This window comes from Arthrobacter sp. Soil761 (assembly GCF_001428325.1).
Classification (GTDB): Bacteria; Actinomycetota; Actinomycetes; order Actinomycetales; family Micrococcaceae; genus Arthrobacter.
The window spans coordinates 54,118-75,713 of sequence record NZ_LMSF01000006.1; the positions used below are offsets into that span (position 1 = coordinate 54,118).

At 67.1% G+C, this 21,596-nt stretch carries 17 protein-coding genes and 2 tRNA genes; 13 read left to right on the forward strand and 6 right to left on the reverse strand.

Annotation, left to right across the window (positions count from 1 at the left end; all coding sequences use genetic code 11):
• Positions 1 to 113: 113 nt before the first annotated feature.
• A tRNA-Ser gene (locus tag ASG79_RS05960) sits at positions 114 to 202 on the forward strand.
• A 234-nt stretch (positions 203 to 436) separates the two neighbouring features.
• A complete protein-coding gene (locus tag ASG79_RS05965; RefSeq protein ID WP_056389270.1) occupies positions 437 to 1,918 on the forward strand; it encodes an MFS transporter in 1,482 nt (493 codons plus the stop codon).
• Here the strand turns inward: ASG79_RS05965 and ASG79_RS05970 are convergent.
• On the reverse strand, positions 1,842 to 4,046 hold the full coding sequence (locus ASG79_RS05970; RefSeq protein ID WP_056389273.1) for a RecQ family ATP-dependent DNA helicase: 2,205 nt from the start codon (positions 4,044 to 4,046) through the stop codon (positions 1,842 to 1,844). The two genes, ASG79_RS05965 and ASG79_RS05970, sit on opposite strands and share 77 nt — an antisense overlap.
• A gap of 140 nt (positions 4,047 to 4,186) precedes the next feature.
• Between ASG79_RS05970 and ASG79_RS05975 the strand changes: the two genes are divergently transcribed.
• From ASG79_RS05975 to ASG79_RS05990, 4 genes are all read left to right on the forward strand, one after another.
• Positions 4,187 to 5,605, forward strand: a complete 1,419-nt coding sequence (locus ASG79_RS05975) for a phosphomannomutase/phosphoglucomutase (RefSeq protein ID WP_056389277.1) — start codon at positions 4,187 to 4,189, stop codon at positions 5,603 to 5,605.
• A gap of 6 nt (positions 5,606 to 5,611) precedes the next feature.
• Complete coding sequence (locus ASG79_RS05980; RefSeq protein ID WP_056389279.1) at positions 5,612 to 6,109, forward strand: hypothetical protein; 498 nt, start codon at positions 5,612 to 5,614, stop codon at positions 6,107 to 6,109.
• A gap of 15 nt (positions 6,110 to 6,124) precedes the next feature.
• Positions 6,125 to 6,574: an RrF2 family transcriptional regulator gene (locus ASG79_RS05985; protein ID WP_018771223.1), complete on the forward strand. Its 450-nt coding sequence runs from the start codon at positions 6,125 to 6,127 to the stop codon at positions 6,572 to 6,574.
• A gap of 138 nt (positions 6,575 to 6,712) precedes the next feature.
• The gene (locus tag ASG79_RS05990) at positions 6,713 to 7,873 is read left to right on the forward strand and encodes a globin domain-containing protein (RefSeq protein ID WP_018771224.1); all 1,161 of its coding nucleotides are present in this window, start codon (positions 6,713 to 6,715) and stop codon (positions 7,871 to 7,873) included.
• A gap of 75 nt (positions 7,874 to 7,948) precedes the next feature.
• Here ASG79_RS05990 and ASG79_RS05995 read toward each other — a convergent pair whose 3' ends face one another.
• Complete coding sequence (locus ASG79_RS05995; protein WP_018771225.1) at positions 7,949 to 9,781, reverse strand: phosphoenolpyruvate carboxykinase (GTP); 1,833 nt, start codon at positions 9,779 to 9,781, stop codon at positions 7,949 to 7,951.
• 277 nt (positions 9,782 to 10,058) lie between these two features.
• Between ASG79_RS05995 and ASG79_RS06000 the strand changes: the two genes are divergently transcribed.
• The 5 genes from ASG79_RS06000 to ASG79_RS06020 all read left to right on the forward strand — a co-directional run bounded on the left by ASG79_RS06000 (position 10,059) and on the right by ASG79_RS06020 (position 15,112).
• Positions 10,059 to 10,135 (forward strand) — tRNA-Arg (locus tag ASG79_RS06000).
• 76 nt (positions 10,136 to 10,211) lie between these two features.
• Positions 10,212 to 11,666: a dihydrolipoyl dehydrogenase family protein gene (locus tag ASG79_RS06005; RefSeq protein ID WP_056389281.1), complete on the forward strand. Its 1,455-nt coding sequence runs from the start codon at positions 10,212 to 10,214 to the stop codon at positions 11,664 to 11,666.
• A gap of 67 nt (positions 11,667 to 11,733) precedes the next feature.
• Positions 11,734 to 12,435 carry a hypothetical protein gene (locus ASG79_RS06010; protein WP_056389282.1) on the forward strand — a complete coding sequence of 234 codons (702 nt, stop codon included), beginning with the start codon at positions 11,734 to 11,736 and terminating at the stop codon, positions 12,433 to 12,435.
• A complete protein-coding gene (locus ASG79_RS06015) occupies positions 12,432 to 14,468 on the forward strand; it encodes a YhgE/Pip domain-containing protein (protein ID WP_056389284.1) in 2,037 nt (678 codons plus the stop codon). Before ASG79_RS06010 ends, ASG79_RS06015 begins: the two co-directional genes overlap by 4 nt.
• Positions 14,465 to 15,112, forward strand: coding sequence for a TetR/AcrR family transcriptional regulator (locus ASG79_RS06020; protein WP_056389288.1), 648 nt, complete (start codon positions 14,465 to 14,467; stop codon positions 15,110 to 15,112). Before ASG79_RS06015 ends, ASG79_RS06020 begins: the two co-directional genes overlap by 4 nt.
• Before the next feature lie 493 nt (positions 15,113 to 15,605).
• Here the strand turns inward: ASG79_RS06020 and ASG79_RS06025 are convergent, their stop codons facing one another.
• Positions 15,606 to 16,610, reverse strand: coding sequence for an EamA family transporter (locus ASG79_RS06025; RefSeq protein ID WP_056389291.1), 1,005 nt, complete (start codon positions 16,608 to 16,610; stop codon positions 15,606 to 15,608).
• Between the two features lie 72 nt (positions 16,611 to 16,682).
• Here ASG79_RS06025 and ASG79_RS06030 point away from each other — a divergent pair, with 72 nt between their 5' ends.
• The gene (locus ASG79_RS06030; protein ID WP_056389323.1) at positions 16,683 to 17,621 is read left to right on the forward strand and encodes a LysR family transcriptional regulator; all 939 of its coding nucleotides are present in this window, start codon (positions 16,683 to 16,685) and stop codon (positions 17,619 to 17,621) included.
• 15 nt (positions 17,622 to 17,636) lie between these two features.
• On the opposite strand, the gene ASG79_RS06035 is transcribed toward ASG79_RS06030, so the two are convergent.
• The 3 genes from ASG79_RS06035 to ASG79_RS06045 form a co-directional block, all read right to left on the reverse strand.
• Entirely contained in the window at positions 17,637 to 18,164 is a 528-nt protein-coding gene (locus ASG79_RS06035; protein WP_026266065.1) for a SixA phosphatase family protein, read from the reverse strand.
• Positions 18,165 to 18,245: 81 nt separating this feature from the next.
• Complete coding sequence (locus ASG79_RS06040) at positions 18,246 to 19,112, reverse strand: winged helix-turn-helix domain-containing protein (RefSeq protein WP_056389294.1); 867 nt, start codon at positions 19,110 to 19,112, stop codon at positions 18,246 to 18,248.
• A 568-nt stretch (positions 19,113 to 19,680) separates the two neighbouring features.
• On the reverse strand, positions 19,681 to 20,628 hold the full coding sequence (locus tag ASG79_RS06045; protein ID WP_156400175.1) for a hypothetical protein: 948 nt from the start codon (positions 20,626 to 20,628) through the stop codon (positions 19,681 to 19,683).
• Positions 20,629 to 20,854: 226 nt separating this feature from the next.
• Between ASG79_RS06045 and ASG79_RS06050 the strand changes: the two genes are divergently transcribed.
• Positions 20,855 to 21,595, forward strand: a complete 741-nt coding sequence (locus ASG79_RS06050; protein ID WP_018771234.1) for a response regulator transcription factor — start codon at positions 20,855 to 20,857, stop codon at positions 21,593 to 21,595.
• Position 21,596 lies beyond the last annotated feature (1 nt).

Sequence of the window (21,596 nt, forward strand, 5' to 3'; positions counted from 1 at the left end):
CCCGGGCAACGATTGCCATAGGGCGCCGGGGCCGCGGCCCGCGGCCGTGGCGGGGACCGTTTTGCACTGCATGGCCGGATCTGCGTATCCTTGGTGGGCTAGGAATAGCAATTGGAGACGTGCCAGAGCGGCCGAATGGACTTCACTGCTAATGAAGGGTCGGGGTTAAACTCGACCGGGGGTTCAAATCCCCCCGTCTCCGCGTTTGGCCCCGGTCCTGGACCGGGGCCTTTTGCGTTTCAGGGTGCCCTTGGCCAGTCCTAAGCCCGTTCGCGAATCAGCGCCTTGAAGGTTCGGAAACGCGAACAAGCTTCTGATACGCCGGGCGTGGGCGCGGTCCGCGGAAAACGCCGGGCGTGGGCCCGGTCCGCGGAAAACGCTGTCCGGTAGCCGGACGCTGGGCGCGCAGGCTTTGCCGCAGTGGCAGGATTAGCGCATGGCGGCACGCAGCAACTCAAACCAACCGGATGTGGGCCGGGCGGCATGGAATCCACGCCTGGCGCTTCTGGTGGCGGCAACGTTCTTCATGGAATTCCTGGACGGCACGGTCCTGACCACGGCCATTCCCAGCATTTCGTCGGACTTCGCCATCCCCGCCGCCGACGTCAACATCACCATGACCGCGTACCTGCTGACGGTAGCCGTCGGCATCCCCATCAGCGGCTGGCTGGCGGAGCGGTTCGGCGCTAGGCGGATCTTCTGCGCGGCCATCGCCATCTTCACGCTCGCTTCCCTGGCCTGCGCCCTTAGCCAGGACCTTGCCACGCTGACGCTAAGCCGCATCGCCCAGGGCGTTGGCGGGGCCATGATGGTGCCGGTGGGAACCCTGGTGGTGCTGCGCGGAACGCCGAAATCCGAATTACTGCGTGCCACCGCCTTCCTGGTGTGGCCCGGGCTCCTGGCACCCGTCCTCGCGCCGCTGGTAGGCGGCGCGCTCACCACGTATCTTTCCTGGCACTGGATCTTCCTGGTGAACATTCCCCTTGGTGCCGCCGCGTTTGCCGCCGCCCTGCGCCTGGTCCCCCCGGCTCCGGGAGATCCGCACCGGCGGCTGGACTGGCCTGGAATGGCACTGACCACGGTGGGGGTGGGCGCACTCGTGGCCGGTCTTGAACTGGCCAGCAGCCATCCTGAACTGCCCTGGGCCGGGATCAGTGCCGCCACCGGGGTTGCCGCCCTGGCCGGGGCCGTGTTCTGGATGCGCAGGACTCCCCATCCGCTGTTCAACCTGCAGGTCTTCCGCACCCGGACCTTCCGGGCCATGGCCACCGGCGGGTTCATATACCGGGTCACCATCAGTTCAGTGCCGTTCCTGCTGCCCCTGATGTTCCAGACCGGGTTCGGCTGGTCTCCCCTGCATGCCGGGGCGCTGGTGGCGGCCGTGTTCATTGGGAATATCGGGATCAAACCGGCCACCACCCCGCTGATCCGGAAGTTCGGTTTCAAGGCAATGCTGGTGTTCGCCTCGGTGGCCTCCGCCGTCACCTTCGCCCTCTGTGCCCTGCTGACACCGCAGACCCCTGAGGCGTTGATGTTTGTGCTGCTGGTGTGCAGCGGGGCCTTCCGCTCCATCGGTTTCTCGGCTTATGCCTCCGTGCAGTACGCCGACATCCCGCCGGCACAGCTGACCTCCGCCAACACGGTGTCGGCCACCCTGGTACAGCTGGCCACCGGCTCGGGTATCGCGGTGGCAGCCCTGCTTATCCGGACCTTTGACGGGCTGGCCCTCGGACCGCAGGACCCCGCCGGGCCCTTCCGCGGCGCTTTTGTGGCAATGGCCGTCCTGATGCTGGCCAGCACCGCGGACAGCATCCTGCTCCCCCGCCATGCGGGGGCAGCCGTCAGCCGGCCTGGGCCAAAACCAGGGGAAGCACCGCTCCCGCCCCGGCCTGCCGAAGGGCGCGCCCCGCGACGGTAAGGGTCCACCGGCTGTCGGCGAGGTCATCAATCAGCATGACCGTCTGGCCCTGGACGGACTGCAGGGCGGCTTCGAGCTCCGGGCCCACCACCAGCCTGTCCCACACGCCCGCCAGCCGGTAAGCGCTGTTTCCGCCGCGTCCGCCGGTGGGACCGCCGTGCGCCGGCTGCAGATCACCAAGGTAGGGAATGCGCCCGATCTCGGAAATCCCCCTGGCCAGCGAGCCCACCAGCTGCGGTTTGCTGCGGGACGGCATACCCACGATGGCGGCCGGCCTGCCCGCGCCGCTCCAGCCCGGGCTCCGGGCATCGCCGGTTCCCCACTCGCGCAGGACCTGCACGCAGGCCTGGAGCATGCCGGGATCCACCGGCCGGTCCTCCGCGCCGGCGGCAAACAGCTCCCGCAAGGCACCGCCCCACCCCAGGTCGGTCAGCCGGGCCAGGACACGTCCCTCCGAAAGGCCCTCTGCCGGCTTGAGCTTTCCTTTCACCGGTACTCCCAGCCGGTCCATCCCGCTGGGCCACTGAAGGCGCGGTTCAAGGACGCCGCCGGCCCTGCTCAGGGTCTGGCCGGCCGCCGCCGTGGCATCGGCTGCCACGTCTGCCGGGAACCACCGGCCGGCGCAGTTGTCGCACCGCCCGCAGGGACGGGCCGTCTCGTCATCCAGGACCGAGGTGATGTACTCCATCCTGCATCCTGCGGTGTCCTGGTAGATCACCATGGAGTCCTGCTCGTCCACCCGTGCCTCGGCAATGCGGCCGTAGCGTTCCGCGTCATAAACCCAGGGCTGGCCGGTGGACCGCCATCCCCCGCCGACCCGTTCCACCGCCCCGTCCACCGACAACACCTTCAGCAACAGCTCAAGCGGCGTGCGGCGAAGGTCCACCCTGGCCTCCAGCGCCACGGTTGACAGGGCGGTTCCGGCTTCAGCCAAGGCAGTCAGAACGGCTCCGGCCTTCTCCTCGGACGGCATGGACGCGGTGGCGAAGTACTGCCAGATCTCACGGTCCTCCGCGCCCGGGAGCAGCAGGACGTCCGCGTTGGCGGCACCACGTCCGGCACGCCCCACCTGCTGGTAGTAGGCGACGGGCGAGGACGGCGCACCGAGGTGGACGACGAAGCCAAGATCGGGCTTGTCGAAGCCCATCCCCAGGGCGGACGTGGCCACCAGCGCCTTGACCTGGTTGTCCTTGAGCAACTGTTCGGCCCGTTCACGGTCTGCGGGATCGGTCCGTCCGGTGTAGGCGAGCACGTTGTGCCCCGCTTCTGACAACAGGCGGGCGGTGTCCTCGGCCGCGGAAACGGTAAGGGTGTAAATAATCCCGCTGCCCGGAAGATCGGCCAGGTGGGTCAGCAGCCAGCCCAGCCGTTCCTTGGAGTCACGGAGCGACAGGACACCAAGCCGCAGCGAGTCACGGCCCAGGGAGCCGCGGATGGTCAGGACTCCCTCACCGAGCTGCTCTTCGATATCGTGCACCACGCGTGAGTTGGCCGTGGCGGTGGTGGCCAGGACCGGGACGGAATCCGGCAGCCGCGTGATGAGGTCCGCGATCCGGCGGTAGTCGGGGCGGAAGTCGTGCCCCCAGTCGGAAATACAGTGGGCTTCATCGATGACCAGCAGGCCGGTCCGGCGGAGCAGTTCGGGCAGCTGGGTTTCGCGGAACGCGGGATTGGTCAGCCGCTCCGGCGAGACGAGGAGGACGTCCACCTCATCGGCGGCCAATTGGCCACGCACGGCGTCCCACTCCAGCTGGTTGGCGGAGTTGATGGCAACGGCACGCACCCCGGCCCGGGCGGCGGCGGCCACCTGGTCCCGCATCAGGGCAAGCAGCGGCGAGACGATCAGCGTGGGCCCGGCGCCCCGGCGCCGCAGCAGCAGGGAGGCCACGAAGTACACAGCCGACTTGCCCCAGCCGGTGCGCTGCACCACCAAAGCCCGCCGCCCGCCGTCGACCAGTGCCTCAATGGCCTCAAACTGCCCGTCATGGAAGACCGCGTCCGGGTGCCCCACCAGGCCCCGCAGGACCTCAAGCGCTTCGGCATGGGTGGCGGTGCCCGGTGCGCCGGGAGCTGCCATGTCTGCAACGGCGGTAGCGGAAACTGTGGACGTGTACTGGTTATCGGCCATTGGTTCAGTATCCCAGCACCCTCCGACACCCTGCACAGCCGCGGGCTGCTATGTGGAAAGCCAGCCGCAAAGCGGACCTGTTACGAAAGAGCTCCCCAATCCACATTGGCCGGAAGCGCTGCCCACGTAAGATAAAGCCCGTGACTAGCGAACAGACAACGACATTTGACCTTTCGGCATCCTTCAAGGCCTACGACGTCCGTGGGATTGTAGGCGAGTCGATCACCGCCGAAATCGTCGAAGCCGTGGGGGCCGCGTTCGTGGATGTCCTGCAGCTCGAAGGCCAGACCATCGTGGTGGGCGGGGACATGCGCCCCTCCTCCCCCGAGTTCACCAAGGCCTTCGCCAACGGAGCGGCAGCCCGCGGCGCCAATGTGGAGCTCCTGGACCTGATCTCCACCGATGAGCTGTACTTTGCCTGCGGGTTCCTCAACCGCGCCGGGGCCACCTTCACCGCCAGCCACAACCCCGCCGAATACAACGGCATCAAGATGGCCAAGGCGGGCGCCGTCCCCATCTCCTCCGAAACCGGCCTCAAGGAGATCCAGGCCCTCGCGGAGCAGTACCTCAACTCCGGGTCCATCCCCGCAGGCGGCACGCGCGGCCTCATCAGTGTCCGCGACGTGCTCAAGGACTACTCCGAGTACCTCCGCAAGCTCGTTAACCTTTCCGCGTCCCGCCCTCTGAAGGTGGTGGTGGATGCAGGCAACGGCATGGCCGGCCTGACCACCCCGGCCGTCCTGGGTGACGCGCTGCTGCCCAAGCTGCCTTTCGACATCGTTCCCCTGTATTTCGAACTGGACGGTTCCTTCCCCAACCACCCGGCCAACCCCCTGGAGCCGGAAAACCTCCGCGACCTGCAGGCAGCTGTCATCGAACACGGCGCGGACATCGGCCTGGCCTTCGACGGCGACGCCGACCGCTGCTTTGTCATCGACGAGAAGGGCGAGCCCGTCTCGCCGTCGGCCATCACCGGCATGGTGGCCCGCCGCGAGATCGCCCGCGCCAAGGCCCAGGGCGAGGAAAAGCCCGCCATCATCCACAACCTGCTGACCTCCCGCGCCGTCGCCGAACTGGTGGAGCACGACGGCGGCCGCGCCGTCCGCACGCGCGTGGGCCACTCTTTCATCAAGGCAGTCATGGCAAAGGAAGGCGCAGTATTCGGCGGCGAGCACTCCGCCCACTTCTACTTCCGCGACTTCTGGAACGCTGACACCGGCATGCTGGCCGCCATGCACGTCCTGGCAGCCCTGGGCGAGCAGGAGGGCCCGCTCTCCGAGCTGGCCCGCGAATACGAGCCGTATGTCAGCTCCGGCGAGATCAACTCCGAGGTGGAGGACAAGCCCGCAGCGGTGGAGCGGGTGCGCCAGGCCTTCGCGGACGAGGACCTCACCGTGGACAACATGGATGGGAGCACGTTCACGGCCAATGACGGCAGCTACTGGTTCAACCTCCGCCCTTCCAACACCGAACCGTTCCTGCGGCTCAATGCCGAGGCAACGGACCGGGCCACCATGGAACGCATCCGCGACCGCGTCCTGTCCCTGGTGCGGGCCTAGCAGCGGATGGCTGACCACACGGGGCAGGCAGCGGGCGGAACCGGCGGGCAGGAAAGCTGGCGCGATTCCGTCTCCGAGGCCACGGCAACTGACCTGGAGAACCTCCTGGGCACGGGCGTCAGCGCGGCCCAGGAGCAGCTCCAGCGCAACGGCGGTTTCGCGCCTTTCGCGCTGACAGTCCAGAACGACGGCGAGGTGCGGCTGGTGGCCGTCTCGCCTGCTGATGCCGCCGACGGCGCGGACGGGGATTTCGACGCGGATGCCATGATCCACGACCTTCAGGCCCTCCTCCGCCAGAACCGGGACGATTTCCGCGCCGCCGCGGTGGTCTGCGACATCCTGCTGGTGGAGGAGGATTCGGACGCCATCCATGTGGCCGCCGAACACCGCGACGGATCCCTGTTTGCGGCCGTGCTGCCATACTCCGCCAACGCAACCACACAGTCCTGGGAGTTCGGCGAACTGGGCGCGGACGCCAGCGAGCCTGCGATCTGGGTGGACTAGACCGGACCCGCAGCCATGAAGATCAATGCCTTCGCTGACGTCAGCCTGCGAGCACTCATGGTGCTCGCAGCCGTTCCGGACGGCACGCTGCTCACCACCCAGAGCATCGCGGACGCGGTGGGCACACCCTACAACCATGTCAGCAAGGCCATGGCCAAACTGCGGAGCATGGGCCTGATTGAGGTTGTCCGGGGCCGGTCCGGCGGTTCCCGGCTCAGCCATGCGGGCCGAATCGCCTCCGTGGGCCAGATCCTGCGGCAGCTTGATACCCGCACCGATCCTGCCGATTGTGTTGCGCCGGGCGGCAACTGCCCGCTCATTAACGAGTGCAAACTGCGCGGCGCACTGGCCCGCGCCCGCGAAGCCTTCTATGCGGAGCTGGACTCCGTGGTGATCGCGGAACTCCCCCAGGCCCGGCAAATGGCTCCGGTCTTCCAGATGATCGGCCTCCGCCCGGGGCTTTGAACCGACTATCCGAGCGCAGGCTCCCGGTTTGATTTCAAACTTCTACAAGGTGTAGAACTGAGGCAGAGATACTCGTATTTCAAATATGAGTTTTCCTCCGGCCGGACGAAGGCCCCGGCCACTACCTCAGGAGTTCAGATGCTCTCGGACAAGTCCCGCCCCGTCATTGAGGCCACCCTGCCGCTGGTCGGTTCCCGGATCGGATCCATCACCCCCAACTTCTACGCCCGCCTGTTCGCGGCGCACCCCGAACTGATGGATGGCCTGTTCAGCCGCTCCAACCAGCGCTCCGGCAACCAGCAGCAGGCCCTCGCCGGGAGCATCGCCGCCTTCGCCACCCATCTGGTGAACAACCCGGGCACCCTGCCGGAAACTGTCCTTTCGCGCATCGCGCACCGGCACGCCTCCCTGGGCATCACGGAGCCGCAGTACCAGGTGGTCTACGAGCACCTGTTCGCCGCCATCGCCGAGGACCTGGCCGAGGTGATCACTCCTGAAATCGCCGAAGCCTGGACCGAGGTGTACTGGCTGATGGCGGACGCCCTGATCAAGCTCGAAAAGGGCCTCTACGCCGCGCAGGCCAACGACAAAATGTGGACGCCCTGGCGGGTGGCAGCCAAGGCACCGGCAGGAACCGGGTCCATGACCTTCACCCTGGAGCCGGCCGACGACACCCCCGTCACCCCCGCCCTGCCCGGCCAGTACATCAGCGTCAAGGTGGCCCTCCCGGACGGGCTGCGCCAGGTCCGCCAGTACTCCCTCTCCGGCGATGCAGGCACCAGCCGCATCTTCACCACCAAGCTGGACGACGGCGGCGAGGTCTCCCCCGTCCTGCACCATACCGTCCAGGTGGGCGACGTCGTCGAGATCTCCAACCCCTACGGCGAGATCACGCTCAAGGAGGGCGACGGCCCCGTGGTCCTCGCCTCCGCCGGCATCGGCTGCACGCCCACCGCCTCCATCCTCCGCTCCCTCGCCGAATCAGGCTCCGACCGGCAGGTCCTGGTGCTGCATGCCGAAAGCACCCTGGACAGCTGGGCCCTGCGCAGCCAGATGACGGACGACGTCGAGCGCCTGGACGGCGCGGAACTCCAGCTGTGGCTGGAGAAGCCGGTGGAGGGCGCCCGGGAAGGGTTCATGTCCCTGCGCGAAGTGGACCTTCCGGCGGACGCCTCCCTCTACCTCTGCGGCCCCCTGCCGTTCATGAAGAACATCCGCAACGAGGCCATCAACGCCGGCATCCCGGCCACCAAGATCCACTACGAGGTCTTCGGCCCGGACATCTGGCTCGCCAGCTGAAACAGCCATCCAACGACGGCGGCCCCGCACCTTTTCGAAAAAGGTGCGGGGCCGCCGTCGTGGCTTCAGCAGTGACTAGTGCTTGGCCATGCGTTCCTTGAGGGAAGCGAGCTCGGCACGCAGGGCATCCGGGAGTGAATCCCCGAACTTGGCGTACCACTCCTCGATGGAGGCCAGCTCGGCGTCCCATTCCCCGCGGTCCACGCGGACAGCGTCCTCCACGTGGGCGTGGGTCAGGTCAAGGCCGGTGAGGTCAAGTGAATGGCCGGCGGGCACGAAGCCGATGGGTGTTTCGACGGCGTCCGCCTTCCCTTCGATCCGCTCGATGGCCCACTTCAGGACGCGGGCGTTGTCGCCGAAGCCGGGCCAGGCAAATCCACCGTCGGCGGTGCGGCGGAACCAGTTCACCAGGAAGATGTGCGGCAGGCGTTCGGGGTTGGCCTTCCCGGAGACGCTGATCCAGTGCTTCAGGTAGTCGCCGGCGTCGTAACCGATGAAGGGCAGCATGGCCATCGGGTCGCGGCGGAGCACGCCGACCTGTCCGGCGGCTGCGGCCGTGGTTTCGGAGGAAAGGGTGGACCCCATGAAGATGCCGTTGGTCCAGCTGCGTGCCTCGGTGACCAGGGGAACGGTGGTCTTGCGGCGGCCGCCGAACAGGATGGCCGAGAGCTCCACGCCTTCCGGGCTGTAGTATTCCTCGGCAAGCATGTCCACCTGCGAGATGGGGGTGCAGAACCGGGAGTTCGGGTGGGCGGCGGGACGGCCCGAATCTGGGGTCCAGGAGTTGCCCTGCCAGTCGGTCAGGTGCGCCGGAACCTCGTCCGTCATACCCTCCCACCAGACGCCGCCGTCGTCGGTCAATGCCACGTTGGTGAAGATGCTGTGGCCCTTGGCAATGGCGCGCATGGCGTTCGGGTTGGTGCCCCAGCCGGTGCCGGGGGCTACGCCGAAGAGGCCGGCCTCCGGGTTGGTGGCGCGCAGCTCGCCTTCCTTGCCGATCCGCATCCAGGTGATGTCGTCGCCAAGGGTTTCGACTTCCCAGCCTTCAATGGTGGGGTCGAGCAGGGCAAGGTTGGTCTTGCCGCAGGCCGAGGGAAAGGCCGCGGACATGTAGTACGACTTCTTCTCCGGCGAGGTGAGCTTGAGGATGAGCATGTGCTCGGCCAGCCAGCCCTCGTCACGCGCCATGACCGAGGCGATGCGCAGGGCGTAGCACTTCTTCCCAAGGAGGGCGTTGCCGCCGTAGCCGGAGCCAAAGGACCAGATGGAGCGCTCTTCGGGGAAGTGGACAATCCATTTGTCCGGGTTGCAGGGCCACGGCACGTCGTCCTGGCCGGGGGCCAGCGGTGCGCCGAGGGAGTGCAGGGCCGGAACGAAGAAGGCGTTGGTGGCCGTGATCCTGTCCAGGACCTCGGTGCCGATGTTCGCCATGATGCGCATGGAAGCGACAACGTAGGCGCTGTCGGTGATTTCCACGCCGAACTTGGGGTCCTCTGCGTCGAGGTGGCCCATGACGAACGGGATGACGTACATGGTGCGGCCGCGCATGGAACCGGCGAACAGCCCGCGCAGCTTCTCCTTCATCTCCCGCGGTTCCATCCAGTTATTGGTGAAGCCGGCGTCACGCCGGTTTTCCGAGCAGATGAAGGTCTGTTCCTCGACGCGGGCGACGTCAGCGGGATCGGAGAACGCAGCGAAGGAGTTCGGGAAGAGGTCCTGGTTGAGCCTGGTCAGGGTGCCGGCAGCAACAAGCTCGTCGGTAAGGCGGGTGTTTTCCTCTTCGGACCCGTCAACCCAGTAAATGCGGTCCGGCTGCGTAAGCTCAGCAACCTCTTCGACCCATGCCAGCAGGCCGGCATGTGTGGTGGGTGCTTTCTCAAGCAGCGGCTTCTGCGCCAGATCGCCCATTGCAGTTCCCTTCCTCGGGTTCATCGGTGTGAGCTAAATGCTATGGTCCGGACCAGTGGAGTTTTTGGGGAGCTTGACTGATATCTCCGGTCACCAAAAGTGAATTCCGCGGAAAATCAAGGAATTATTCCCGCAAAAACGCCGATTAAGTGACAAAGGTCACCTATACCGGTCTAGTTGCGGAGATTACAGTCGGTTCGATTTGGCACTACGGGCCCTGCTCGCGTAAAGTAATTCGAGGTTCGGGGAGAGCGGTTCTTCTCCCGGGACACGGAATGCGCCCATAGCTCAGCTGGATAGAGCGTCTGTCTACGGAACAGAAGGTCAGGGGTTCGAATCCCTTTGGGCGCACCAACAAGGTCCGCACCGGCTCGCCGGTGCGGACCTTTTTTGTGCAGCCGGGCCCGTGATCCCCGGCTAGGCTTTGCACATGATGCCCGACGCCGCTGAGCGCGAATTTGATGTTGTTGTTATCGGCGCAGGCGCCGTGGGGGAAAACGTGGCCGGCCGCGTTGTGGAGGGCGGGCTCACCGCCGTGCTCGTGGAAGCGGAACTGGTGGGCGGCGAGTGCTCCTACTGGGCCTGCATGCCATCGAAGGCACTCCTGCGGCCCGGCACCGCGCTGCACGGAGCACAGACGACGCCGGGCGCCAAGGAAGCAGTCACCCGTACCCTCGATGCCGCGGCCGTCCTGGAACGCCGAAACTATTTCACCTCCAACTGGCAGGACGACAGCCAGGTCTCATGGGTGGAGGACACCGGCATCGACCTGGTGCGCGGCCATGCATGGCTGACCGCCCCCAGGGCGGTGGAGGTGGCAGGCCTGGACGGTACCCGCCACCTGCTGCGGGCGCGGCATGCCGTAGTACTCGCCACCGGCTCCACCCCCAACACCCCGCCCATCGACGGCCTGCAGGATGTACAGGTCTGGGGAACCCGTGAAGCCACATCGGCGGCCGAGGTTCCGGAGCGCCTGGCAGTATTGGGCGGCGGCGTGGCCGGCGCCGAACTGGCCCAGGCCTTCGCCCGCCTGGGCTCCAGCGTGACCCTGGTGGCGCGCAGCGGGCTGCTGGGCAACTTTCCGGAGGAGGCCGCGGCACTGGTTGCGGCAGGACTGCGCGCGGACGGCGTCGAACTCCGCTTGAACACCGCCACCAAGCGCATCAGCGAGAACGGCGACGGCACCCTCACCGTCAGCCTGGGCGACGGAACCGACGTCACGGCCGAGAAGGTCCTGGTCTCAACGGGCCGGCATCCGGCCCTCGAAGGCCTGGGCCTGGAGAGCGTCGGGTTCGAGCCGGACGGCTCCGGGCACCTTTCGCTCACCACGGACACCTCCGGCCTGGTCCAGGGAACCCCCGGTGACGAACCCTGGCTGTACGCGGTGGGAGACGCCGCCGGCCATAACCTTTTCACCCACCAGGGCAAGTACGAGGCGCGGGCCACCGCTGACGCCATTGCCGCACGGGCCAGGGGCGAGCTCAAGGGCACGCCCGGCGAGTGGACCCGCTTCGCCCAGACGGCCAACCAGCACGCCGTGCCCAGCGTCGTCTTCACGGACCCCGAGCTGGCCAGCGTGGGACGCACCCTGCAGGCGGCCAGGAAGGACGGGTACAACGCATCCTCGGTGGAGCTGCCCATCCAGGTGGCCGGATCGTCGCTCCATTCGGAGAACTACGAAGGCTGGGCCCAACTGGTGGTTGATGAAGACCGACGGGTCCTCCTTGGCGCAACGTTCGCCGGCCCGGACGTGGCGGAACTGCTGCACGCGGCCACGATCGCCGTGGTGGGCGAGGTGCCGCTGGACCGCCTGTGGCATGCCGTCCCCTCCTACCCCACCATCAGTGAGGTGTGGCTCCGGCTGCTGGAGAAGTACGGCCTGTGACACTTATTTGAACTGACCAGTCAGTTCGGTTAGCCTTGATGCAGACCATTCCTGCGAAAGGCAAGCCTTGCTCTCAGCACTCCAGCTCCATGCCAAAGGACGCCGGGACCCGCTGCTTCCGCCAACCTCGCTGGCCTTGGGCCGCGGCGAACTGCTGCTCGTTACCGGTGACCGCCAGGACCAGCGCACCGCTTTGTCCCTCCTGCTCAGCGGGAGGATGAAGGCTTCGGGCGGCCAGGTCGGCTGGGACAACAGTCCCCGGGCCAAACAGCTCCGCCTGGCAGCGGCCCTGGTGGACTCCCCCGGCGTCAATGAACCTGAAGAACACCTCAGCGTCCGCGACCTGGTGACCGAGGACCTGGCCCTGATACCCCGGCGCTACCGCGGGGCATTGCTCAGCGGCCCGTGGCTCAAGGTCAACCGGTTCGAGGACATCGCGGGCCTCTGGACGGAACAGCTTGAACCCCGCCGGCGGCTCGAACTCCTCACGGCGCTGGCCCTGGCCAACCCCCGCACGGACCTGCTGGTGGTGGATTCCCCGGACCGCCACAGTGCAGATGAGCACACCTGGCTGCCGCGCCTGCAGCAGCTGGCGTACGACGGCGGGCGGCCGCTTGCCGTGGTTGCGGCCGTCAGCGCCGTCCCCGGCTCATGGGACGGGCCCGTCGCCGCCATCGGCAACGCCGCCCCGGAGCCGGCCCCTGCCGCGGAAGCCGGGCCGGACCCGGAAAACCAGGAAACCCCACTCGAAACAGAGGTTGCCAAGTGACTGTCCTGCGGCTGGCCCGCTCCGAACTCAAGCGCATGACCGGCGGCCTGCTCCCCAAGCTGACCATTCTGGCGCTGACCATGGTCCCCCTCCTCTACGGCGCGGTGTACCTCTACGCGAACTGGGATCCGTACGGCCACCTCAACAACCTGGACGCAGCCCTGGTGGTGGAGGATGCGGGCGCAACCACGGCGGACGGCAGCCGGCTTGAGGCCGGAACAAAAGTGGCGGACAGCCTGGTGGAAGGCAATGTCTTCCACTGGGTGCCGGTGGCCAGCTCCACGGAGGCCGACGCGGGCGTGAGCAGTGGGCAGTACGCCTTCGCACTGAAGATCCCCAAGGACTTTTCGGCCAACCTGGTATCGCCCGGCAGCTTCGACTCGGCCAGCCAGGCCATGTTGAACGTGACCACGAACGACGCCAACAACTACCTCCTGAGCACGATCGTGGACAAGCTGACCACTGCCGTGCACTCCAGTGTCGCCAAGGAGGTGGGTGAGGAGACCGCCAACCAGCTGCTCACCGGGTTCGGCACCATCCACTCCAAGATGGTCCAGGCCGCGGACGGTGCCACCCGGCTGGCAGACGGCGTGGCCACGCTCAGGGACGGAACGGTCACCCTCCACGAGGGGACCTCGGCCCTGAGCAGCGGGGCGGACCAGTTGTACGCCGGCCAGCTGAAGCTGCGGGACGGCGCCAACCAGCTGACCGACGGCGCGGGGCAGCTCAGCAGCGGACTGTCAGTCCTGAAGGACAAGACGGCCACCCTGCCAACCGATACCCAGACCCTCGCGTCCGGCGCCGCCCAGGTGGCTGCCGGGAACGCCCAGTTGAACGCCAAGGTCCAGGATGTGGCGGCGCAGCTGGAGGCAGCGGACCAGGGACTGCGCTCCCGGGTGGTGGAGTCCAACAGCAGGCTCGTCGCCTCGGGCGTCCTGACGCAGGAGCAGGCGGACAAGGTGCTGGCGGATTTCGACGCCGCCGCGGCATCCAGCCCCGTGGCAGCGGCCAAAAGCAGGATCCAGACGGATGCGGCCCAGGTCCAGCAGCTGGCCAGCGGTTCCGAGGCGGTCAGTGTCGGCGCAGCCCAGCTGGCGGCCGGGATGCCGGCCCTCAGGGACGCGATCGCGCAGGCCTCGGCAGGGGCTGACCAGCTGCACACGGGCGCTGCCGCGCTGGCAGCCGGTGAGCAGTCCGCCGTCGACGGTGCCGCCGGCCTTGCGGACGGAGCACGGAAGGTGGATGCGGGGGCAGCGCAGGTGTCCGACGGAGCGGCCCAGGCCGCGACGGGGTCCGGTACTCTCGCCGACGAGATCGGGAAGGGCGCCGGCCAGGTCCCCAACCCGGACGATGCCCAGAAGAGCAACCTGTCCCAGGTCATGGCCGATCCTGTGGCGGTCAGCAACGTCTCGCAGGCCAAGGCCGGATCGTACGGTGCGGGGCTGGCGCCGTTCTTCCTCACGCTCGCCCTGTGGATCGGGATCTTCATGCTGGTCCAGGCCATGCGCCCCATCACCCAGCGGGCACTGGCCTCCAACGCGCCGTCGTGGAAGATCGCGTTGGGCGGCTGGCTTCCCTTCCTGCTGGTCTCGGTGGTGCAGGCGTCGCTGCTGACCCTGGTGGTGGACGTGGCCCTGGGCCTGGACCCGGCGCACCCGGTCCTGATGTGGCTGTTCATGCTCGCCGCTGCCATGGCGTTCAGCGCGCTCATCCAGGGTGTGGTGGCGCTGCTGGGTTCGCCGGGCAAGCTGGTGGTGCTCATCCTGCTGGTCCTGCAGCTGGTGTCATCCGGCGGCACGTTCCCGTGGCAGACCACCCCGCAGCCGCTGCACGTGGTGCATCAGGTCCTGCCCATGGGTTACGTGGTGACCGGGATGCGGCACCTGATTTACGGCGGTGACCTGTCCATGATTGCCCCCACGCTGGCGGGCCTGCTGGGCTACACCCTGCTGGGGGCGGCCATGTCCACCTTCGCAGTACGCAAGAACAAATACTGGACGCTCAAGACACTGAAACCGGAGATCGCGGTATGAGCACCGAACCCACGGCCGCGGGCAAAGGGCTCCGGCCCGCCCGCACCAACGCCACCCGCCAGAAACTGTTCGATGCCTCCATGGAGCTGATCGGCGAGCGCGGCGCGGCCAGTGTCACGGTGGATGAGATCGCAGCGGCGGCCGGGGTCTCCAAGGGCACCGTCTACTACAACTTCGGCAGCAAATCGGAGCTGATCGCGCAGCTTCTGCGGCACGGTGTGGACATCCTCAAGGCGCAGCTGCTCGAGGCCGCGGACAGCGAAGGCACCGGCCGGGACCCCTTGCTGGCCATGGAAGCGATGATCGGCCAGGCCATGGATTTCATGGCCGAGTACCCTTCCTTCGCCCGCCTGTGGGTCAGCGAGAACTGGCGGATCCCCAGCGAATGGCAGGGCACCTTTTCGGTCCTGCGCCGCGAGCTCCTGGAGGTCATTGGCCAGGCCGTGGAAAGGGTGGCCAGGGCCTATCCCGTGGACGAATCGGTGTCCCGGGGCAGCCTGGAGACGGCCATCTTTGGGGCCTGCTTCGTGGTGGGCCTGGACCGGCAGACCTACAACCCCGAGCGCACCCGTGACCAAAGTGTTGCAGCAATCATGGCCATCATGCGCGGCTACGTCCTCAAGGAGCCGGCTCCTCGGGGATGATGGAGCACATGCGCCATACGGGGAAGAGCGGAAAGTTCGCGGTCATCTGCGGCGTCGTCGCTGCGGGGCTGCTGGTACTCACGGCGATGACACTGGCCGAACCGGTCTTCCTGGCTTTCCTGGGCGTCCTGGGGCTGGCCTACCTCGGCGCGCTTGCCGAGATCCTGGTCAGGCGGCGGCGGTTTGCCCTGCTGTCCGCGGGCGCCGGGACCGCCCTGGCACTCGGCTTCTCCCTGGCGTTCGTCAGCACGTGGGAGCTGGCGTTCAGCGGCCAGTCCTCATTCCTGGGCACCCCACTCCCCACGGACGACCCCGACAACTACTTCCTGGGTGCCGCCTGCGCCCTTGCCGGAACGTTCGGGATCCTCTTCCTGGGTGCATTATGGCCGGGAAAGGGCCAGACAATGCCGGCCCGCAGGCCTTCCTCCGCCAGGCGCGGAAGTCCGCAGGCAACGCGTCCCTCCGCGCGCTCAGGCAACCAGGCCTCCGCCCCTCAGCGGGCCTCCGTCACCCGTAGACCGTCCGGCGGCTCTTCGACGGCAGCCAGGCGCCCGTCGTCGTCCGCCTCCCCCTCAGCCAGGCCGGCACCCAGGTCCGGGAGCGGCTCCGCTTCCCGACGCTGACGCCGCCTGCCTGCACCGGTGAGCACCGCCGTCGCCACCCCGCCCAGGAGGAGCAGCCCGCCCGCCAGCTCCGTTGGCGACGGCACCTCCCCGAGCACCAGCCATGCAGCACTCATGCCCACCACGGGGACCAGCAAGGTGAACGGAACAACAGCCGACGACGGGTGGCTGGCCAGGAGCCGGTTCCAGATTCCGTAGCCCACCAGTGAGGCGAAAACAGCGGTGTAGAGGGCGCTGAGCATGGTTGGCCCCTGGAGATTGGACAGCGAGTCCCACACGGCGCCCGGCCCGTCAACCACCAGCGACAACGCCCCCAGCGGCAGTGGCACCACAGCTCCAGACCAGACCACCAGCCCCAGGCCGGAGGCAGCCCTGGCCTTCCGGGCAATGACGTTTCCGGCTGCCCAGGACAGTGCCGCCGCCAGGACGATGACCAGCGGCAGGAGCGGTGCCACGGCGCTTCGTCCCACGGCCACCAGGGCGAGTCCTGCTACCCCCAGCCCGACACCCGCCAGCTGGCGTGCGCTGGGCCGCTCATGCAGGAACCCGGCGGCGAGCAGGACGGTCAGGAGCACCTGTGCCTGAAGCACCAGCGAGGCAAGACCGGCCGGCATGCCAAGCGCCATGGCAAGGTACAGAAGGCCGAACTGGCCGGCGCTCATGAAAAGTCCGACGCCGATAATGGCCTTCCAGCCCACGTCCGGCCTCCTGATGAAGAAGATCCAGGGGACAACCACCAGGACGAAGCGCAGCGCGACGAACAGCAGCGGGGGAAAATTCCGGCCGCCGGCGTGGAGCCCGATGTCGATGGCCACGAAATTCAGGCCCCACAGCAGGGCTACAAGGACGGCAAGGAGGGATTCGCGCAGGCTCACGCTCCCACTCTGGCAGAGGTATCAATGAAGCACCAGCGCGTAATTCAGCACTGGATCGTGTACGTTTTCTTCATGATCGACATCGGGTCGCTGCGCGCCCTTGCGGCAATCGAGCAGCATGGGACGGTTATTGCGGCGGCGGAAGCCACGGGATTCAGCCCGTCCGCCGTGTCCCAGCAGGTGAAGAAGTTGGAGAAAGAGGGCGGCTTCGCCGTCCTGGAACGCCGCGGCCGCGGGGTTCTGCTCACCGAGCGGGGGCTGGCCCTGGCAGCATATGGGCGGCGCATCCTGGCAGAGCTGGAGGAGTTGGAGTCCACGCTGCTGGCAGACCCGGCGAAGCCCAGCGGCAGCCTCCGCATCGTTTCCTTTTCCACTGCCTGCCGCGGACTGGTGGGGCCTCTGCTGGCCCAGGTTGGGCAGTCGGGGGCGGCGCTCGACATTTCCGTCCTGGCGGAGGACCCGCGCGAGGCCGTGGCCAGGGTAGCCAACGGCGAAGCCGACCTGGGCCTGGTGCACAACTGGAACTCCGTGCCGCTGGTGATCCCTGAGCACCTGGCGCTGGAGTGGCTGTGCGAGGACGTGGCCGATGTCCTGGTCCACCGCGGGCATCCACTCGCGCTTAGGGCGGAAGTTGACCCTGCCCAGCTTGTCGACGAGCGCTGGATCAGTACGCCGGCCGGCGCGATCTGCAATGAAGCGCTCCTGCGGATCTTCGCCGACCTGGGCCGGGTTCCGGACATCAGGGTTTACGATCCGGATTTTGCCACGCACATCGCTTTCGTGGAGCAGGGCGTGGCGGTTGCCCTGGTGCCCCGGCTGGGACGCCCGGCGCTGCCTCCGGACGTCGTCGCAATTCCAGTGGTCAATCCGGTCCAGGCGCGGCAGGTGGGGCTGGTCCATCGCAGGACCATGACGGCCAGTCCGGGCATCAGGCACGTCGCGGCGCTGCTGCGCGGCATCGCGGCGGATGGGCCAGGAGCCGGTGAGGCTGGGAGCCAGTGGGCCCGGTAGCTGGTGAGGCTGGGACTAGTGGGCCCGGGGCACCTTGAAGCGGGTGATCCGGGCATCCTGCCCATCGAGTTCCGCCCACGTTTTCTCCGTCTCCAGGACCGTAAGCGCATTGGTGGGAAAGCGGGTGGCGGCGTCCATGTAGGCGTCGTGGTCGGAGTCGCGTGAGGCGAGGTGCATGGCCAGGTCCTGCACGCCGGGCAGGTGCGCGATCACCATCAGGGTGGTCACGGTGTCCGGCACGTGGTTGACCACGGTGAGCATCCGGAGGGCCGAGGCCGCATACAGGCCGTCTTCCAGCTTGGGCGTCGGCGCTTTGTCGCCGAGTTCGGAGCAGACCCAGGTGCAGGTCTGCCGCGTGCGCAGCGCGCTGGAGCACAGGATGAAGTCCGGGACGATGTTGTGCTTGAGCAGCCAGCGGCCGGCCAGCGGCGCCTCCCGGTGCCCGCGCTCCTCGAGCGGCCGCTCATGGTCGGCCACCCCGCCGGGCCAGTCGGCCTTGGCGTGGCGCATGATCACAAGGCGTCGGACATGGTGCGAACTCATGGCCCAAGCCTAGCCCCAGCAAAAGCATGCCCACAGTGACACGAGGATCCCCAGAGGGCGGGCGCCTCCCGTACAGAGGAACTAGATCGAGTACTCCGGAGCGGCCCAGACAACAACTTCCGGGTGCTCGTAGAACCGGTAGCCCTGGCCGCGGACGGTGCGGACGGTGTTGGCGAGGCGGCCCAGTTTGGAGCGGAGGCGGCGGATGTGGACGTCGATGGTGCGCTCGTTGGGAACCTCTTCGGCGTTGCGCCAGAGACCTTCGAGCAGTTCGTCACGGCCCACGGTGCGGGTTCCGTTTTCGACGAGGTAGTTGAGGAGTTCGAACTCCTTGAACGTCAGGTTCAGGGATTCGCCGTCGAGGTGGACTTCGCGGCGGGCGAGGTCGATGAGCACGCCGGAGGGGCGGGGTTCCTGCGGCTGGGCAGGGCGCGGGGTTTCCGAGCGCTGGCGGGAGTTCACGGTGGGGTCGCCGAAGGTGGAACGGACGACGTCGAGAGCGGAACCGGGGGTGCCGGCCGGGGCTACTGCGACGGCGGCGTAGCTTTCGGCGCCGGAGACCAGCGACTGGGCGTATGCGCGGATTTCCTGTGCGAGCTTGGCGATGGAGGTTCCGGCTGCTGCCGCGGTCTCCTCGTCGATGCCCATGTAGAGGACGAAACCGCGGGCGACGTTCTCGTTGGCGACAGGGCGGACCTGGTTGGCGCCGGGAACGACGGGGGTGGGAGCGGTCACCGGCGCGGAGTCTGCGGGATGTACGGCGCGGAGCTGCCCGTATGAGTTGGGGTTGTATCCCTGCGGGGCGAAACCCTGGCCGGGGAAGCTGCTTCCGGGAGTGGAGGGAGCGAGTGCCGGGCGCGGGCCGAAACCGGGACGAAGGCCGGAGGGCTGGCCTGCCTTGGCGGCGTTACGGACTGAGATGTGGACGTATCCGGATGCAACTGACATGAAATGCTTACCTCAATGTGAAATGGCCGTTTTCGCGGCTCGAATGCTGGCTTCCCCGTCACAGGAACCGGGGATGGGCGCCCGACGCTGGGCTTGGGGGCGAATGCCTAAGAACTTCGTTGGGTGGGAAGGTCAGGCGTGCATTCGACAACAGCGCATGTCGGCAGCAGCGGATGTGCTGGGCCAATATTCTGCGGCTGCAGGTGCTGTTGAGTTCTTGTTCACATTGGAAGTGTGCAGCGTAACAATGCCAACTTGCAAGTAACAATGGACCAAATCGTCCGCATTGTGAGACGAAACGCAGAATTGTGCGGTAGATCACTATTTCGGAAGAGGGATTTATTTTTGATGCTTATCCGGTGAACGGCCTTCTATCTACCCGTTTGCAGAACATTATTCGCTCGAATCAGATTTGACCGAATCTCTCTGAAATTCAACCGTTTGACATAGAATCGGCTGGACAGGCCCCTCTCCTGTCCAGCCGACATTGCCTCTCCTCCAGAATTTTTTTGCCGCGGGACCGTCGAGTGCCCGGCCCCATATGGTTCGCCCCGTTCGTCTTTGCGTGTCAGTTACTGCTTGCTCCGGAGCCCGGAGTGGTTGCCGTGCCGGATGTTGCCAGCTGGATGGTCTGGGCGGTGTAGGTGTCCGAATCCTTCACGGCCGTCACCCGGACGCCCGCTCCTGTGGTCACGTTGGACATGCTGAGCGAGCTGCTGGTGGATGCACTGCCCCGCTGCCGCATTCCCTGCGTGACCTGCACGCCGGAACCGACCGCATAGGTACGGGAGAAGCCGTCCCCGCTCTTGACGGTCAGGGAGGTCGCGGAAACCTCCGTGACCGTGCCTGTCTGGCCCGCCATGGTCACGTAGGTCGAATCCTGGAGGACCACGTATTCGGAGTGGACGGCAGCGTTCAGGCCGGCCGCTCCCATCCCCAGGCCACCGGGGCCGCCGTCCATGCCCATGCCGCCGGGGCCCATCATGCCGCCCTGTCCGGTCATGCCGCTTTGTCCTCCCGGGCCCAACTGGCCCGCGGCACCTGTGCCCTGGCCGTTGTTCGCGGACGCCGCAGTGGCACCGTTTCCGGCAGCGTAGGCGCCGGCACCGGCCGCGGCGCCCACAACCACCGCCACGCCGCCTACCAACAGGCCCTTCTTCGCGGTCCAGTTTCCTTTCCCGGAACGGGAAGACGTGCCGGAGGCGTACGGCTGCGGCACGCCCCACCCACCGCCGGCGTTTGGCGCCTGGCCAGGTGCCGCCGTCGTTCCCCAGCCTGCGGAAGGCGCAGCGGAAGCGGATGAACCCCAACCCTGCACAGGCTGCCCCTGGGGTGACCGGGCCGGCTCCCCGCGGCCGCTGGTACTGCCTGCGGGGACACCCCATCCTGTGGCTGCCCCGTCCCGGTCGGTGCCGTCGGCTGCCCCGCCCCAGATTGGAGCCGGCTGGGGCGTGTGTCCTGAGGCGCCGGGTTGCCCCGATGCCCCGGGGACGGCGCGGTCGTCTTGCTGATCCATGGCTTTCTCCAAGAAGTTGAAACTGATGGTGGTGATGCTGTTGTTCCAACAGGGTCTGCCGCCATGCTGTGCGGCGGCTGTGCGGCAGGCCAAGCCTGCCTGTGACCTTCGGGGCCGCATCCCCAAGGCAGAGCTTGCGTTGGGTTCAGGTGGCTAGGCTGGACCTCACAGCTGGAGCACAGCAACGGCAAAGCGTCGGCAAACCGACAGATCGGAGAGTTGTCCCATGGCATCCCCGCACTCCATGACCAACAACCTTCCCCAGCTCACCCACCCGGATGGGTCGCCGATCCGTGCCCTGGTGGTGGATGACGAGCCGAGCCTGTCCGAGCTCATGAGCATGGGCCTGCGCATGGCGGGCTGGTCTGTGGCCGTGGCAGCGGACGGTCCCACTGCCGTCAAGCTCGCCAAGGACTTCCACCCGGATGTCCTGGTGCTGGACGTCATGCTGCCGGGGTTCGACGGCGTGGAGCTGCTGGGCAGGATCCGCGCCTTTGCGCCGGAGGTGCCTGCGCTCTTCCTGACGGCCAAAGACGACGTCCAGGACCGCATTGTGGGACTGGCCGCCGGCGGGGACGACTACGTCACCAAGCCCTTCAGCATGGAGGAAGTCCTGCTGCGCCTGCACCGGCTGGTGCAGCGTTCCGGCGTGGCCGCCATGGACACTGCCGAACTGGTGGTCGGCGACCTGGTGCTCAATGTGGACACCCGTGAAGTCACCCGTGCCGGGGAAGGGATCCAGCTGACGGCAACACAGTTCGAGCTCCTCCGGTACCTGATGGAAAACCCCAAGCGCGTGGTCAGCAAGGCCCAGATCCTGGACCATGTCTGGGATTACGACTTCGGCGGCCAGGCGAACATCGTGGAACTGTACATTTCCTACCTGCGCAAGAAGATCGAAGCCAACCATCCGCCGATGATCCACACCGTGCGCGGAGCAGGCTACGTCATCAAGCCCGCAGACTAGC

Coding starts and splice junctions, on each gene's coding strand:
- ASG79_RS05965 (WP_056389270.1), top strand. CDS start 437: ATGGCGGCACGCAGCAACTCAAACCAACCGGATGTGGGCCGGGCGGCA.
- ASG79_RS05970 (WP_056389273.1), bottom strand. CDS start 4,046: ATGGCCGATAACCAGTACACGTCCACAGTTTCCGCTACCGCCGTTGCA.
- ASG79_RS05980 (WP_056389279.1), top strand. CDS start 5,612: ATGGCTGACCACACGGGGCAGGCAGCGGGCGGAACCGGCGGGCAGGAA.
- ASG79_RS05985 (WP_018771223.1), top strand. CDS start 6,125: ATGAAGATCAATGCCTTCGCTGACGTCAGCCTGCGAGCACTCATGGTG.
- ASG79_RS05990 (WP_018771224.1), top strand. CDS start 6,713: ATGCTCTCGGACAAGTCCCGCCCCGTCATTGAGGCCACCCTGCCGCTG.
- ASG79_RS05995 (WP_018771225.1), bottom strand. CDS start 9,781: ATGGGCGATCTGGCGCAGAAGCCGCTGCTTGAGAAAGCACCCACCACA.
- ASG79_RS06005 (WP_056389281.1), top strand. CDS start 10,212: ATGATGCCCGACGCCGCTGAGCGCGAATTTGATGTTGTTGTTATCGGC.
- ASG79_RS06020 (WP_056389288.1), top strand. CDS start 14,465: ATGAGCACCGAACCCACGGCCGCGGGCAAAGGGCTCCGGCCCGCCCGC.
- ASG79_RS06030 (WP_056389323.1), top strand. CDS start 16,683: ATGATCGACATCGGGTCGCTGCGCGCCCTTGCGGCAATCGAGCAGCAT.
- ASG79_RS06035 (WP_026266065.1), bottom strand. CDS start 18,164: ATGAGTTCGCACCATGTCCGACGCCTTGTGATCATGCGCCACGCCAAG.
- ASG79_RS06040 (WP_056389294.1), bottom strand. CDS start 19,112: ATGTCAGTTGCATCCGGATACGTCCACATCTCAGTCCGTAACGCCGCC.
- ASG79_RS06045 (WP_156400175.1), bottom strand. CDS start 20,628: ATGGATCAGCAAGACGACCGCGCCGTCCCCGGGGCATCGGGGCAACCC.
- ASG79_RS06050 (WP_018771234.1), top strand. CDS start 20,855: ATGGCATCCCCGCACTCCATGACCAACAACCTTCCCCAGCTCACCCAC.